15 protein-coding genes are annotated in these 14,777 nt (G+C 53.6%); 5 read left to right on the top strand and 10 right to left on the bottom strand.

The window, feature by feature from the left end; translation table 11 throughout:
* The first annotated feature begins 83 nt into the window (after positions 1-83).
* Entirely contained in the window at positions 84-845 is a 762-nt protein-coding gene (locus tag ACSZO4_RS20720; protein WP_437890966.1) for a cache domain-containing protein, read from the top strand.
* An 89-nt stretch (positions 846-934) separates the two neighbouring features.
* On the opposite strand, the gene ACSZO4_RS20715 is transcribed toward ACSZO4_RS20720, so the two are convergent.
* From ACSZO4_RS20715 to ACSZO4_RS20695, 5 genes are read right to left on the bottom strand one after another with little or no spacing between them, the layout of a single operon-like run.
* Entirely contained in the window at positions 935-1,630 is a 696-nt protein-coding gene (locus tag ACSZO4_RS20715; RefSeq protein ID WP_437890965.1) for an ABC transporter ATP-binding protein, read from the bottom strand.
* Complete coding sequence (locus ACSZO4_RS20710; RefSeq protein ID WP_437890964.1) at positions 1,623-2,405, bottom strand: ABC transporter ATP-binding protein; 783 nt, start codon at positions 2,403-2,405, stop codon at positions 1,623-1,625. The genes ACSZO4_RS20715 and ACSZO4_RS20710 overlap by 8 nt, the downstream gene beginning before the upstream one ends.
* The gene (locus ACSZO4_RS20705; protein ID WP_437890963.1) at positions 2,392-3,441 is read right to left on the bottom strand and encodes a branched-chain amino acid ABC transporter permease; all 1,050 of its coding nucleotides are present in this window, start codon (positions 3,439-3,441) and stop codon (positions 2,392-2,394) included. The genes ACSZO4_RS20710 and ACSZO4_RS20705 overlap by 14 nt, the downstream gene beginning before the upstream one ends.
* A complete protein-coding gene (locus tag ACSZO4_RS20700; protein ID WP_437890962.1) occupies positions 3,441-4,340 on the bottom strand; it encodes a branched-chain amino acid ABC transporter permease in 900 nt (299 codons plus the stop codon). Before ACSZO4_RS20700 ends, ACSZO4_RS20705 begins: the two co-directional genes overlap by 1 nt.
* Before the next feature lie 24 nt (positions 4,341-4,364).
* On the bottom strand, positions 4,365-5,471 hold the full coding sequence (locus ACSZO4_RS20695; protein WP_437890968.1) for an ABC transporter substrate-binding protein: 1,107 nt from the start codon (positions 5,469-5,471) through the stop codon (positions 4,365-4,367).
* Between the two features lie 683 nt (positions 5,472-6,154).
* Here ACSZO4_RS20695 and dgcN point away from each other — a divergent pair.
* The 4 genes from dgcN to ACSZO4_RS20675 all read left to right on the top strand — a co-directional run bounded on the left by dgcN (position 6,155) and on the right by ACSZO4_RS20675 (position 10,377).
* Positions 6,155-7,156: an N-acetyltransferase DgcN gene (gene dgcN / locus ACSZO4_RS20690; RefSeq protein WP_437890961.1), complete on the top strand. Its 1,002-nt coding sequence runs from the start codon at positions 6,155-6,157 to the stop codon at positions 7,154-7,156.
* Positions 7,156-8,133, top strand: a complete 978-nt coding sequence (gene dgcA, locus ACSZO4_RS20685; RefSeq protein ID WP_437890960.1) for an N-acetyl-D-Glu racemase DgcA — start codon at positions 7,156-7,158, stop codon at positions 8,131-8,133. Before dgcN ends, dgcA begins: the two co-directional genes overlap by 1 nt.
* Positions 8,134-8,159: 26 nt before the next feature.
* Positions 8,160-9,008 carry a D-amino-acid transaminase gene (locus ACSZO4_RS20680; protein WP_437890959.1) on the top strand — a complete coding sequence of 283 codons (849 nt, stop codon included), beginning with the start codon at positions 8,160-8,162 and terminating at the stop codon, positions 9,006-9,008.
* Positions 9,009-9,354: 346 nt separating this feature from the next.
* On the top strand, positions 9,355-10,377 hold the full coding sequence (locus tag ACSZO4_RS20675) for a LacI family DNA-binding transcriptional regulator (RefSeq protein ID WP_437890958.1): 1,023 nt from the start codon (positions 9,355-9,357) through the stop codon (positions 10,375-10,377).
* An 81-nt stretch (positions 10,378-10,458) separates the two neighbouring features.
* Here the strand turns inward: ACSZO4_RS20675 and ACSZO4_RS20670 are convergent, their stop codons facing one another.
* From ACSZO4_RS20670 to ACSZO4_RS20650, 5 genes are all read right to left on the bottom strand, one after another.
* Positions 10,459-11,223, bottom strand: coding sequence for an HpcH/HpaI aldolase family protein (locus ACSZO4_RS20670; RefSeq protein ID WP_437890957.1), 765 nt, complete (start codon positions 11,221-11,223; stop codon positions 10,459-10,461).
* 40 nt (positions 11,224-11,263) lie between these two features.
* On the bottom strand, positions 11,264-12,046 hold the full coding sequence (locus ACSZO4_RS20665; RefSeq protein ID WP_437890956.1) for a 2-keto-4-pentenoate hydratase: 783 nt from the start codon (positions 12,044-12,046) through the stop codon (positions 11,264-11,266).
* 30 nt (positions 12,047-12,076) lie between these two features.
* Positions 12,077-13,039 carry a D-2-hydroxyacid dehydrogenase gene (locus tag ACSZO4_RS20660; protein WP_437890955.1) on the bottom strand — a complete coding sequence of 321 codons (963 nt, stop codon included), beginning with the start codon at positions 13,037-13,039 and terminating at the stop codon, positions 12,077-12,079.
* Between the two features lie 70 nt (positions 13,040-13,109).
* Complete coding sequence (gene tcuC, locus ACSZO4_RS20655) at positions 13,110-14,420, bottom strand: tricarballylate/proton symporter TcuC (RefSeq protein ID WP_437890954.1); 1,311 nt, start codon at positions 14,418-14,420, stop codon at positions 13,110-13,112.
* Between the two features lie 148 nt (positions 14,421-14,568).
* Positions 14,569-14,718 carry a hypothetical protein gene (locus ACSZO4_RS20650; protein ID WP_437890967.1) on the bottom strand — a complete coding sequence of 50 codons (150 nt, stop codon included), beginning with the start codon at positions 14,716-14,718 and terminating at the stop codon, positions 14,569-14,571.
* Between the last annotated feature and the right edge of the window lie 59 nt (positions 14,719-14,777).

Genomic DNA, 14,777 nt, shown 5'->3' with positions numbered 1-14,777 from the left:
ACAGCTCAGCTAAGGTAAGGCTAATACAGATAAGGACTCCACTGAACCCCACCGATTAAATCGCACCTTCCTTAGGTGACAACATGATCACCACCTTACATCAGCATGAAAGCCAGCGTAGCGTGGATCTGGCGTTGAATATGATTGATATCGTCGATCGTAATCTTTATGAACGCTCCTGTGACGTTCGTTGGTGGGCCACCGATGCCGCAGTGGTGGAATGTGTGGCAACTGCGGACAAAGCCTTGTGCCAGCATGCAGCGGAACGACTGAGCGTAATTCTGGCCAGTTATACCGTCTATCTGGATTTATGGGTGGTGGATGCGCAAGGCACTATCCTGGCCAATGGTCGCGGTGAGAATTATTCGGTAGCCGGTAAAAATATCAGCGATATGAAAATATTCCGCCAGGCGCTGGCAACCAAAAGTGGCAGTGATTATGTAGCGGCAGATATTGCCACCGTCCCGTTTTTAAACAATGCCACTGTCGCCACTTATGCGACGGCGATCCGCGAAAACGGCGAGGAGAACGGGCGGGTGACGGGCGCATTATGTATTTTCTTTGACTGGGCACCGCAGGCATCGGGGGTGGTGAAAAGCGTACGTTTAAGTGAAGAAGAGTGGCAACGCACCCGCTGTATGATTGTCGATTCCACCTTCCGGGTTATTGCTTCTTCCGATGGTAAAACCGGCGATCTTTTCCCGCTGCGCACTGACGGCAAAATGTCGGGTTTTTATCAGACCAATGGCGATAGCACGGTCTCTTTTGCTTTAACCCCAGGCTATGAGAGCTATCAGGGCTTAGGCTGGTATGGAGTGATTGAGCAAAAACAGGCGGCGGAATAACATGCCGGATGGGCCCACTCGCCTCTGCTGAGGGAGTGGGCGGGGTGAGGGGAACAGGCGGCTCAAAACCAGCGTGTTCCCCCGCCACCTTATCCTCCCAGATACATCTTTTTCACTTCCGGGTTGGCCAGCACATCCTGCGCCGCGCCGCTGAGCACAATCTTACCGTTCTCCAGCACATAGGCCCGGTCGGCAATGGTCAACGCCGCAGTGGCGTTTTGCTCAACCAGCAAAATGGTGATGTTTTCCTCACGCAACTGACGTATGGTATGGAACAACTCGCCGACGATTTTCGGCGCCAGCCCCAGGCTCGGTTCATCAAGCATCAATAACACCGGCTCACTCATCAGCGCACGAGCAATCGCCAGCATCTGCTGCTCGCCGCCGCTCATGGTGCCTGCCATCTGCTTGCGTCGCTCTTTCAGGCGCGGAAACAGGCTAAACATCCGATCCCGCAGACGGGTGAAGTTGGCGAGATTGTTGTACGCCCCCATCCGCAGGTTCTCTTCGATGGTCAGATTGGTAAAGATCTTGCGACCTTCCGGCACCAGCGCCAGCCCCTTGCGCACGATGTGGTGCGTCTGGCTGCGGGAGATATCCTCATTGAGAAAATTCACCGTACCGGTGGAGCGCACCATATTGATAATGCCGTTCAGGGCGGAGGTTTTCCCCGCCCCGTTACTGCCAATCAGGGTGACTATCTCCCGGTCATTAATCTCAATATCCACGCCCTTCAGCCCCTGAATGACGCCATAAAACACTTTCAGCTCACGGGCGCTAAGCATAATTCACGTCTCCCAGGTAGGCGGAGATCACCTCCGGATTTTGAATGGCTTCAGCCATCAGCCCGCTAAACAAAGGTTTGCCATATTCCAGCACCATCACCCGCTCACAGAGCGTATTCACGAACGGCATATCATGTTCAATCAGCAGCACGCTCAACTGGTAATCCTTACGCATGCGGAAAATCAGGCTGGCCAGATCTTCTGTCTCCTTCGGGTTCATCCCGGCGGCGGGTTCGTCGAGCAGCAGCAGTTTGGGGCCGGTCGCCAGCGCACGGGCAATTTCAACTTTACGCTGATTGCCGTAGCTCAGATTAGTGGCCTGCATGGTGGCAAACTGCGCAATGCCGATATATTCCAGCAGTTCCATTGCCTTAGCCCGCGCTGCGCGTTCCGCCGGATAGTAGCGGCCAATATGCAGCGCCGCTTCCAGCAGCGAGTAGTGGCTGGCATGGTCGAGACCGACCATCACGTTTTCCAGCACCGTCATGGAGTTAAACAGGCGGATGTTCTGGAAGGTACGGGCAATACCGGCATTCACCACTTTGTTGGGTTTCAGCCCTTTGACCGATTTCCCGTCCAGTATCACGTTGCCGCTGGTCGGCTTATAGTTGGCGGTGATAACGTTAAATAAGGTGGTTTTGCCTGCGCCATTAGGGCCAATCAGACCAAAGATTTCGGCCTCATCCACGTGAAAACTCACGTTGTCGATGGCGCGCAGGCCGCCGAACTGCATGACGATATCCTGAACTTCAAGGATCGCTTTATTTGACGTCATGGCGCTGCCTCCTGAAACGTACCTGCCAGACCTCTTTTTTACCCAGCAAGCCTTCGCGGGCAAACAGCATGATCAACAGCAGCAGCAGGGAGAAGACCACCATACGCAGTCCCGGATACGAACCAAGATCGTAGCCAAACATCGACAGCGGTTGATCGAGGAAGCGCAGCCATTCGCCGCTGCCCACCACCACGATAGTGCCGAGGATCGCCCCTGTCGTACTGCCCAGCCCGCCGAGCACAATAATGATCAGTAACTGGAAGGTCAGCATAAAGTCGAACAAATTCGGCGAAATAGTGGTCAGTAATGACGCCAGCAGGCCACCGCCAATCCCTTCAAAGAAGGCGCTGGTGGCAAAAGCGCAGGTCTTGATGCGAAAGGTGTTGACCCCCATCGCGATGGCGGCATCTTCATCATCGCGAATGGCTTTCATCATCCGGCCATATTTGGACCACACCAGTTGCAGGATCATCCCGGTCGCCAGCAGCGCGGTAATACCACACCAGAACAGCAGATGCGGCTGCTGGGGAATATCGTTCAGCCCAATCGCGCCGTTGGTGATTTGCGGATTATTGATGGCGAGGATTTTGATAATAAAACCGAAGCCCAGCGTCACAATAGCCAGATAGTCGCCGCGCACCCGGAAGACCGGGAAGGCGAGGCACACCGCAAGGACGGCGGCGCACAGGCCGCTAATCAGCAGTGCGGGCAGGAAGCTGGCGTGCAATAGCAGGACAAAGGGGCTGGGCGCAGCCATTTCATACATATCCAGTTTACTGTCTGAGGATAAGATTAAAATGGCGGTCACATAGGCGCCGACGGCGACAAAGCCATTGGGTTCCAGCGAGAGCTGCCCGGTGACCCCGTTAATCAGGTTGTAGCTAACGGCGAGGATCATAAAGACAAAGACGGTACTGATAACCCGAATAATATAGTCATTAAAGACCAGATTGATTCCGGCGAGCAGTGCCACGGCGACGATAACGATCGCCAGATTTCGCCCCTGAGCGCCGAGAGTGGTTGAAGCGTTAAACATTAGAAGCGGCTCCTTTCCAGACGTTCGTCACCCATAATGCCCACCGGGCGGAACAACAAGACCAGAATCAAAAACATAAAAGCGAACGCGTCTTTATAGCCGCCAAGCTCCGGGTAAATCGCCACTGCGACCACTTCGGTAAAACCGAGAATAAACCCGCCCAGCACGGCCCCCGTGACGCTGCCAATTCCGCCTAACACCGCCGCTGCAAAGGCTTTCAGACCGATCAGCACCCCCATCAGCGGGTCAATGGTCGGGTAACTGATGGAGTAGAAAACGCCGCCCAGAGCGGCAAGGCTACTGCCGAGAGCAAAGACCAGCGAGATGATGCGGTTGGCATCAATTCCCATCAGCCGCACGGTATTGACGTCAAATGCCACGGCGCGAATAGCCATACCGTAGCGAGTACGGTAGAGCAGCCACAGGATCGCCAGCAGCAGCAATACGGTGATCAGCGGCACGATCCACGCCACGTTAGTAATGATGATATGACCGAAGGTCAGGGTGTTGTTGAACCAGTCGGGAGCCGCGAAGAAGCGCGAGCTGCCGCCGAACAGAACGTTGAACAGGTTTTCCAGAAAGAAGCTGACGCCGATGGCGGTGATCAGCATCGAAATTTTCGATGCCTGGCGCAGTGGGCGATAAGCCACCCGGTCGATGAACATGCCCATCAGGGCGCACAGACCCAGAGTCAGCAAAACAGCTGCCCCGAAGGGCAGCCCAATGGAAGAAAATAAAAACAGAGTCGCAAACGCGCCGACCATCATCACATCCGCATGGGCGAAGTTGATCAAGCGCAGGACCCCATACACCATGGTGTAGCCAATGGCGATCAGGGCGTACATGCCGCCCAGACTCATACCGTTGACGACCTGCTGGAGAAAAATGGCGCCATCCATTTAATAATTAACCTCTTTTACAGACTATGGATTGACCACGGTTTTGAATGCCAGTTGCCCATCTTTTACTTCATTGATAACTGCACTGCGCACGGCGTCACCATCTTTGAGGGTCAGCGTGCCTGTTACGCCGGTGAAATCTTTGGTGGCGCGGATCTTCTCGTTTACGCAGACGCGATCTTTGGCATCAGTACACTGATTCATTGCATTGACGATCACGTTGTAAGCATCAGCCGCCATTGCGCCCCAGGTGTGGGTCGGGGTTTTGTATTTCTCATCCCAGGCTTTGATAAAGGCTTCGCCCGCCGGGGTTTGTTCTTTGGCGTTAGGTGAGTAGTAGTCGGTGGTCATATAGCCGTTAACCGCATCTTTACCCACTTCAAAGAACACCGGGTCAGCGGCCAGACCATCGCCACCCACCACCGGTTTGTTCAGGCCCAGCTGTTGCGCCTGCACGGCAATCAACGCCCCTTCGGTGTAGTAGATCGGCATATAAATCATGTCGACGTTTTTCGCTTTTACGCTGGAGAGTTGGGCTTTAAAGTCTTTGCTGCCTGAAGGCGCCTGCACTTCGATAGGAATAGTGCCGCCGTTTTTCAGGAACTGGGCGCGGAAGGCTTTTGCCAGGCCAACGGAGTAATCGTTGCTGCTGTCAAAAACGATGGCGGCGGTTTTTGCTTTCAGATCGCGGGAGGCGAGGTTCGCGCCGACCACGCCCTGGAAGCTGTCAGAGAAGCAGACGCGGCTGACATAAGGGTGGTTACGCGTTACGCGGTCGTTGGTGGCGGTTGAAGAGACCAGCGGGGTTTTGCTGTCATCGGCAATTTTTACCATCGCCAGGGTATTACCGGAGGTCACTTCACCGATCACCGCATCCACTTTATCGCTGGAGACCAGGCGCTGCATGGCGTTAGCGGCTTCGACTTTGTCACTCTTATCATCAATGACGATAAGTTTGATGGTGTCACCGTTTTTCAATGTCGGTGTAATGCTTTGGATCAGTTCCAGACCTTTCTGTGAAGGTTGACCGTAACCGCTGAGCGCACCACTTAAGGGCAGCACGACACCGATTTTAATCTCTGCCGCTGTCGCACTATGTACGCCAGCAAGCCCGGAAACCAGCACTGCCAGTAAAGAGACTTTCCCACAAATACTCTTCATTGTTACCTCACCGTCCGTCAGTTAATTGAGAATGTTTTAATCACCAAATACCGCGTAACACTGAATACCGATGCCTCTGACCAGATAAAGCCAATCGGCCCATTGTGTGATGCGTTGTCGTTGTTGTGCTCTCTTCCTGATGCATTTGCCCGATATTCCGTCGCAATTTGAAAGGAAGTTATTAATAAGAAATGATGAACCATGTTTTTGCGCTGACATGTTAATTTACAGCAACATATTCCATCAATAACCAGAATTACCTTACATCCAATAATTGAAATACTCTCATCCATTCTTCTTATAGATTTACCCTGAGTAATAGCACCGTTTTGGCGTTCTAAAATGGCGCATTGCTCTTTAATAGTGCACCAGTAGTGATGAGATCACATTCTGTTGATTATTTTTTATGGACGCCATGCTGGCCATTGCTGATTTGAAGATTAATATTTTCACAACGGTTTTATTCATTTGAGATGACAGGATAAAAAACTGCTTTATTGCGATAAACCTGGTAAATAAGGCCTGCGAATGGGCCTGTTGACAATAATAAAACCCTTGATATCCTGCATAAACAGTCAATCGACTTTTAATTTTTTCGGAAATGTTATTTCTTCGTTAATTTATTTTTAGCCTTATCCTGAGGGGGATAAATAATGAATATTCAAAAGCCCTATCTGCTTTTTCTGGGTGACGCACATGATCAACTGGCGGCGAAAGTTGCCGACGGGATTAAACAATGGCACCCGGAATATTGTGTTGGGCAATATCGTATGGCGAATTGCCATGCCGATTGTCATCTCACCGATATGGATATTGAGGCAGCAGCAAAAGCCGGCGCAAAAACACTGGTGGTGGGTGTTGCTAACCGTGGCGGTATTATTTCCAAAGAGTGGATTTCAATTCTCAGCGCGGCGCTGGAAAGCGGAATGGATTTAGCCGCGGGGTTACATAATAAGCTGGCGGATGTTCCGGAACTGAAAGCGCTGGCAGACCGCCTGGGACGCAAACTGTTTGATGTGCGCCATCCGGTTGAGCAGTATCCGGTTGCCAGCGGCCGCAAACGCAGCGGTAAACGCCTGCTGCCGGTTGGCACCGACTGCTCCTGCGGCAAGATGTACACGGCGCTGGCGATTGAAAAAGAGATCCTCTCACGCGGTGAGAAAGCCACCTTCCGCGCCACCGGGCAAACCGGCATTCTGATCAGTGGGGCCGGGATCAGCGTTGATGCCGTTGTCTCCGACTTTGTTTCCGGCGCAGTGGAAACCCTTGCTCCGGCGAATGATGCCGATCACTGGGATATTATCGAAGGGCAGGGCTCGCTGTTCCATCCCTCTTTTGCCGGCGTCACAACGGGTCTCATCCACGGGGCTCAGCCGGATGCGCTGGTACTGTGTCATGAGCCAACCCGCACCCATATGCGTGGCGTGGATTACCCGATCCCGGATATTGCCGACTGTATCGCGCTGAACCTGAAGATGGCGCAGCTGACCAACCCTGACGCCCGCTTTGTGGGGATCTCTCTGAATACCGCTGCCCTGAGCGAAGCCGATGCGCTGGCGTTGATGGCTCAGCTTGAAAGCCGCCACGGTTTGCCAGTTGTCGATCCCTTCCGTCAGGGCGTTGGCGCGATTGTCGATAAGCTGGCGGCCCTGTAATGGAGCTTACCCTTGTCCATGAAAGCTGGCCGCTGCGCCACGCATTTACCATTGCCAGGGGCAGCCGCACTCAGGCCGACGTGGTGACGGTTACTCTCCAGCAGGATGGGGTTAGCGCCAGAGGGGAGTGCCTGCCCTACGTGCGCTATGGCGAATCGGTCGATAGCGTTATCGCGCAGATAGAGAGCCTGCGGTCGCCGCTGAATGCCGGTATGACGCGGGAGCAATTGCAGCAGGCGCTGCCTGCCGGGGCGGCACGTAATGCGCTGGACTGCGCATTCTGGGATCTGGAGTGTAAAGCCTCCGGCCAGAGCATCTGGCAGCGGGCTCATCAGCCTCTGCCGCATAATCTGCATACTGCGTATACGTTGTCCCTCGATACCCCGGCGCGGATGCAGCAGATGGCGCAGGAGAACAACTGGCGTCCGTTGCTTAAACTTAAGCTTGCCGATGAACTGGATATTGCCCGGGTGGCGGCGGTGCGCGAAGGCGCACCCAACGCAAGGATCATCGTCGATGCCAATGAAGGCTGGGATGAAGCCATGTATCTGCGCCAGGCCCCTGAGCTGGCGCGCCTCGGCGTTGCGCTGATTGAGCAGCCGCTGCCGGCGGGGAAAGACGCCGTACTGGCGAACTTGCCCCATCCGGTGCCCTTGTGTGCCGATGAATCCTGCCATGATCTTTCTTCGCTGGCGCACATTGTCGGGTGCTACGAGATGGTGAACATCAAGCTGGATAAAACCGGCGGTTTAACGGAGGCGCTGCGCGTGCGTGATGAAGCCACGCGGCTGGGATTGCAGGTGATGGTGGGCTGTATGGTCAGCACGTCGTTATCCATGGCTCCCGCTGTGGTGGTCGCGCAACAGGCGAGCGTGGTCGATCTCGATGGTCCGTTGCTGCTGGCAGAAGATCGTGAGCACGGGCTGCGCTACGAAGGTAGTGAACTTTTTCCACCCGTCCCGGCATTGTGGGGCTAGTGACGTACCGATTTAAGGAGAGAGAAATGTCACGCACGGTATACCTTAACGGGGAATATGTGCCTGAAGAGGCCGCCAAAATTTCCGTTTTTGACCGAGGTTTTTTATTCGCCGACGCAGTGTATGAAGTGACTGCGGTGGTGAACAGTAAGCTGGTGGATTTTGCCGGTCACTATGCCCGCCTGGCGCGATCCTGCCATGAGTTAGGGTTAACACTGACGCAATCGGAAAATGAGCTGCGGGAAATTCATCAGCGTCTGCTGGTAGAGAATGCGCTCACCGAAGGTGGGATCTACCTGCAACTGACCCGTGGGAACAGCGGAGACCGGGACTTTCACTATCCGTCAGCCGGAACAGCATCCACTCTGGTGCTTTTTACTCAGGCGCGCCCGGTTGTTGATCATCCGGCGGCCAGCAAAGGCATCCGGGTGGTGACCTGCCCGGATATTCGCTGGCAGCGGCGGGATATTAAAACGGTGCAGTTGCTCGCGCCCTGTATGGCGAAAGCCTGGGCCGAGGCCAACGGGGCTGACGATGCTTTCCTGGTGGAAGACGGCTTTATCACTGAAGGCAGCGCCTGCAACTGTTATATCGTGCTGGCCGATAAAACCATCATCACCCGTCCACTGAGTAACAGCATTTTGCACGGCATCACCCGTAAAGCATTACTGCGTTTAGGTGAGGAATACGGTGTGACCTTCGAAGAACGCTTGTTTACGCCAGAAGAGGCAAGACGGGCGAGCGAGGTCTTTATCAGTTCCGCGACTACCTTTGTCTGGCCAGTCGTCAGCGTTGATGGTCAGCAAATTGGTGATGGTAAGCCTGGGCAAATCACCCAACTGCTGCGCAAAATTTACCTTGAGATGCTCGGGTAATCTGACCTGACAGTGGCTTACGGGTATACCCTCTCTTTTCCCCAGGGAGAGGGCTTAACATTTAATACGTATTAAATTCCTCAGCGGTTCTCTGCAGATTTTCTTAATAATAAATCCCGCCGCAAGGCAAGTTAAAAGATTTATAAACTTGCACTATGTCTAATTAATTCCAATGAATGTTATTATTTCAAATCGATAGTGCCAGATATAAGAATCTGCTATTATGGCGATTGCACAATATATTCCATGCATTCTCACAACGATAAAGATTCAGGATTATAATTTAATCCCCGGCTTTTCCGGGCAATTACCGGAAGTCAGGTCAGGACGAAATTAAGGTGACGCAGTGACAATAAAGAAATTGGCTGCAATTTTAGGCTTATCACACACCACAGTATCGCGCGCATTAAACGATCATCCGGCCATTAGCCAGGCAACCAAAGACAATGTTTTGCAGGCTGCCCGGGAATATGGCTATATCCCCAATAGCGCTGCTCGCGCCCTGCGTAATGTCAGCAGTATGGCATTTGGCCTGGTCATCCCTGATATCCAGAACGACTTCTTTATCACCATCACCAATGCGATTGCCCATGTGGCGGCCGCCCGCTCCTGGCAGATGATGCTGGGGATCACCGGCGACAAACCCGAGATGGAGCAGGCGGCATTGTTGCGCCTGATGACGGCGCGGGTCGATGGTATTATCTTCGCCCCGACCGCCAGCCCCTCGGCACAGACTCAGGAGCTGGTTACGCGGACCAATGCCGTCCAGTTGCTGCGCCACCACGACAGCCTGCAAACGCCGGTGATTGCCATTGACGATCGCGATGGGATCACTCAGGCGGTGAAACACCTGCGGGAGCTGGGACATACGCGCATTGGCTATATTGGTTCCGCCCGGCAGCTAAGTACCGGATCTGAACGTTTGCAGGGCTTTTTGCAAAATTTCTCCGTCGCCGAACAGCAGGCGCTTGCGGATATTATCTACGTTGGACCGCCGCAGGCAGAGTTTGGCGGCGAAGCATTCCGCCGGGTGATGAGCGCATCTGTTCGCCCAACCGCCCTGGTACTGGGTAGCCCGCGCTATGCGATGAGTATTCTGCTGGCGGCCAAAGAGATGAACATTGCTATCCCGGATGACCTCTCTCTGGTGGCGTATGGCGATGTCTCCTGGGGAAGTCTGCTGGAGGTGAAACTGACCTTTATCTCCCTGCCTGAAAAACAGATAGCCGACGCCTGTGTGACGATTATCGACCGGCTGATGAATCAGGAGACCCCGCTTTCGCCGGAGGTGTTTTACGCCACGACCGGGAGCCAGCTTTTTATGCCGAAGCTGGTTGTCGGCGATTCGACAAAAGCGCTGACGCAGTAGACGCAAAGCAAAAAAAACCGGATGGGCTGCCAGGCGCATCCGGAAAAGAAAATCCAATGCCAATACACAAGCTTCGAGAAACTATCTGAATTTTGCCAGCAGGTTTTCCGCGCCTTTGGTGAGTAACCCCTGGTCTGAGCCGATGGCGACCATCTGGAAACCCAGTTCGATATAGCGGCGGGTTTGTGCTTCATCGGTACAGAGAATACCGACGGCCTTCCCGGCCGCTTTAACGCGTCTGCCGGTTTCTTCAATGACTTTAATCACCTGCGGATGCATGGGCTGGCCGATGTAACCCAGACTTGCCGCTAAATCACCGGGGCCGATAAAGAACGCATCAACCCCATCAATCGCCGCCATGGCTTCGATATTTTCCAGTGCCTGAGTGGTTTCTGGCATCACAATCAAGCAGATCTCTTCCTCACAGGCGGTGGCGTAATTCTTGATACGACCAAAGCCGGAGGCGCGTGGCGCACCGCAGTAACCACGTATCCCGTTCGGGGGATAACGCACGGCGGAGACCAGCGCTTTTGCCTGCTCGACGGTGTCGACCTGCGGCACCATCAGCGTGTTCACGCCGGCATCGAGATAACGCTTAATCAGTGAGATATCGTGGTTAGGCAGGCGCACGACCGGCTGCGTCGGGCCGCCTGCCGCACAGGCCTGCAACTGGGAGTAAATCTCAATGTATTCGCTCGGACCGTGCTCGGCATCGAGACCGATAAAGTCATAGCCGCAACCGGAGAGCATCTCGGCGGCAATGTAGCTGCCCAGTTGGGTCCAGAGACCCAACTGCACGGTATTGTTTTTTATGGCACGTTTAAAATGATTTATTGGCAGTTCCATAATGATTCCTTTAAGTGAGGGTACTTAACAGGAGATGTCCTTAGCTGGCAAAGCTCGTACTGATCAGGCCGATGCCGCTGATTTCGGCATTGAATACATCGCCGGGTTTGGCGGAAACGGCCGGGCCGATTGCGCCAGTGATAACGAATTCGCCAGCGCGCAACGGTTTACCGATACGCACCAGATCATCCGCCAGCCATTTCAGCGCATGTAGCGGGTGACCGAGAATGGCGGTTGCTTTGCCTTCGGAAACGACGTCATCGCCACGTCTGGTGACCATTTCGCTACGGGTGATATCGCAATCGGTGAGATAAACCGGGCGGGTACCCAGCACCACCAGGCAGGCGGCGGCGTTGTCGGCGACAAAATCACATGACTTCACATCCCAGCCCGCCACGCGGGTATCGCAGATTTCGAACGCTGGCAGGATATAGTCAACGGCGTCGATGATGTCGAGAATGGTGTGCTCGGTTTGCGTCAGGTCTTTTTTCAGCACCACCGCAATTTCGGTCTCTACCCGCAGGTCGCTGATGACGCCCTTGGTGATTTGAGCCCCATCGACCAGTACCATATCGGCGTAAATATTGCCGTAGCAAGGGTCTGAGATACCAAACTGTTTCTGCACCGCTTTGTTGGTCAGACCCAGCTTACGCCCCACCCGGCGGCGGCCCTGCGCCTGCCAGACTTTGTCGTTGTAATCCTGAATCATGTAAGCGGTAGTCAGGTTTGTGCTGTCCACCAGATCGCGAACTGGCGAGGTGGCTTCGTTATTATCCCAGGCCTGGCGCAGCAGGTCTGCCGCTTTAATAATGTTGTTTTCCATCAGTTATCTCTTTGAATTTATTGAGTGCGATCAGTTGCCGACGCGGTTTTGTGGTTCGCCATCGATAAAGGCTTTTACGTTGTCGACGGTGGTCGCAAGGATGCGCCCGCGTGCCTCAACCGATGCCCAGGCGATATGCGGCGTGATGATGCAGTTTTTGGCGCTCAGCATTGGGTTATCAGGCACTGGCGGCTCTTTGGAGAGCACGTCGACGGCGGCACCGGCAATCACGCCGTTGTTGAGCGCAGCGGCGAGATCGGCTTCATTCACCAGATCGCCACGGGACGCGTTCAGCAGCAGGGCGGATTTTTTCATTTTCGCCAGTGACTCTGCATTGATCAGGCCCAGGGTTTTAGGCGTCAGCAGGCAGTGCAGGCTGATCACATCGGATTCGGCATAGAGTGTGTCGAGGTCGACATAACGGACGCGATCGTTTTCCAGCGCTTTGTTCTGGTATTCGTCATAGGCCAGCACGTTCATGCCCAGCGCCTGCGCCACGGCACCAAAAGCCTGACCGATACGCCCGTAGCCGATGATGCCGACGTTTTTACCTGCCACTTCCAGCATCGGCTTCAGCCAGTAGCAGAAGTCTGGTTTCTTACCCCAGCCGCCAGCGTGAACGTCGGTGTCGTGCAGGCCAACCTGGTTACAGAGCTCCAGCATCAGGGCGGTGGTGAACTGAGCGACGGTCGATGTACCGTAAGTGGGGACGTTAGAGATAATGACGCCGTGCTTTTTGGCGGCCTCTAAATCAATAACGTTATAGCCGGTCGCCGTCACGCCAATAAATTTCAGGTTCGGGCACTGGCTGAATTCTTTTTCGGTTAATACCACTTTGTTGATAATTGCGATATCAGCATCACCGATTCTTTCCACCACCTGAGCGGGTTCAGAGGTGTCGTAAACGGTTATTTCTCCCAGTTGCTGAAGATTGTCCCACGAAAGATCGCCAGGATTAAGTACACCACCATCTAAAATAACAATTTTCATCATTTACCTGTTCCAGTGTTATTGCAGCAGTACATCAACTTAATCGATGTACTGCTGTTTGGTCAGCAATTAATTAATGTAATTCTTTGGTCTGGTTAATTGCTGTCTGTTTATGGTCGAGGGTTAATACTGCCAGCAGGCTGAGCACGGCGTTAAAGCCAAGCCATACGCCAACCATCGCATTACTGCTGAAGGTATGATTGAGCCAGGTACAAATTGCCGGGGTCAAACCGCCGAGGACTGCCGCAGCCACTGCCTGCGCAAAGGAGTAACCTGCGGTACGGGCATGGGCCGGCACCAGTTCCACCATCGCCGCCACCTGAACGGAGCTGTAGCAGGCATACATAAAGGAGAACCACAGCTCAAAGACCACAAACTTGAACACGGTCGGGTCAGCGGCCAGCCAGGAGAGCAGCGGCCAGGCGGTGATGGCCCCGGTCAGCGTAACCACAATCAGCATGGTTCTTCTGTTTACGCGGTTGGCAATCATTGCCGTGATCGGTAACCACAACAGAATAGACAGACCGACAAAGAACAAGGTGATAAAGCCAACATGCTCGCCGAGGTTCAGGCTTTTGATAAAGGTTGGCGCATAGGTGGTGACGGTCTGTGCGGTAACGGTGGCCATGGCGACCATCCCCATACAGGTCAGAATAATGCGCCAGCCGGAGACCAGGCTTGAACAGATCTCTTTCACGCTTGGGGTGGTTTTCTTCTTCGCAAAGACTTCTGTTTCCTGAAGGTTAGATCGCAGCCAGAACATTAACGGAATGACCGCACAGCCAATCAGCAACGGAATACGCCAGCCCCAGTCATGCAGGTCTTCGGTGCTCATGCTATAGAGCAGCACCAGACCAATCAGTGACGCGGCCATCACGGCGAACTGCTGAGAACCCACCTGCCAGCAGGTATAGAATGCCCGGCGATTTGGCGGAGAGATTTCAGCCAGATAGACCACCACGCCGCCCAGTTCGGCACCGGCAGAGAAGCCTTGCAGTAAGCGACCTAATATAACGATGACTGGCGCTGCCATCCCTATTGAGGCATAGGTTGGCGTTAGCGCCACGCAGAGAATACCCACGGACATCAGGGCGAGGGCCATAATCAGCCCTTTTCTGCGTCCGTGGCGGTCAGTGTACGCCCCCAGAATAATCGCCCCGAATGGACGGGCGAAGAAACCTAATGCGAATGTCATCAGCGTGAGCATTAATGAAACATATTCATTATCTGACGGGAAATAGGCCTGCGAAATATAACGAGCATAATAGCCGTAAACCATAAAGTCATATATTTCGAGGGCATTACCTGCGCCCACCTGAACAATGGGCTTGACCTGCATTTTATGTTTCGCCGCAGGCAAAGCCTGGGCGCTGGACTCGGTCATTTGAATCTCCTTCAATTAATTATGTATTGACTAATTTGGAAAAACTCATACAACCAGAACAGACATTGAAAATTCAGGTCAAGGTGTAGGGCCCGGAGATAACGCCTGTTCCGCTAAGCGGAAAAACAAACACAAATCTTTAAAATAATTATTTATGTACCAGAGCTTTCACCCCAAAAAATTCCAGAGCGTTTGAGTCTTCCAGACGAATAGCTTCATTCCATTTTGCTGTGCGCTCGGAGCGGGTTATTGAACCAACTTTCAGTTGTCCCGCATTTAAACCTAAGGAAGGTGCGATTTAATCGGTGGGGTTCAGTGGAGTCCTTATCTGTATTAGCCTTACCTTAGCTGAGCTGT

The organism is Phytobacter sp. V91 (assembly GCF_965644225.1).
GTDB lineage: Bacteria > Pseudomonadota > Gammaproteobacteria > Enterobacterales > Enterobacteriaceae > CBFFRJ01.
Note: the sequence above shows the minus strand (reverse complement) of the source record. Positions and strands in the feature narration are given on the sequence as shown.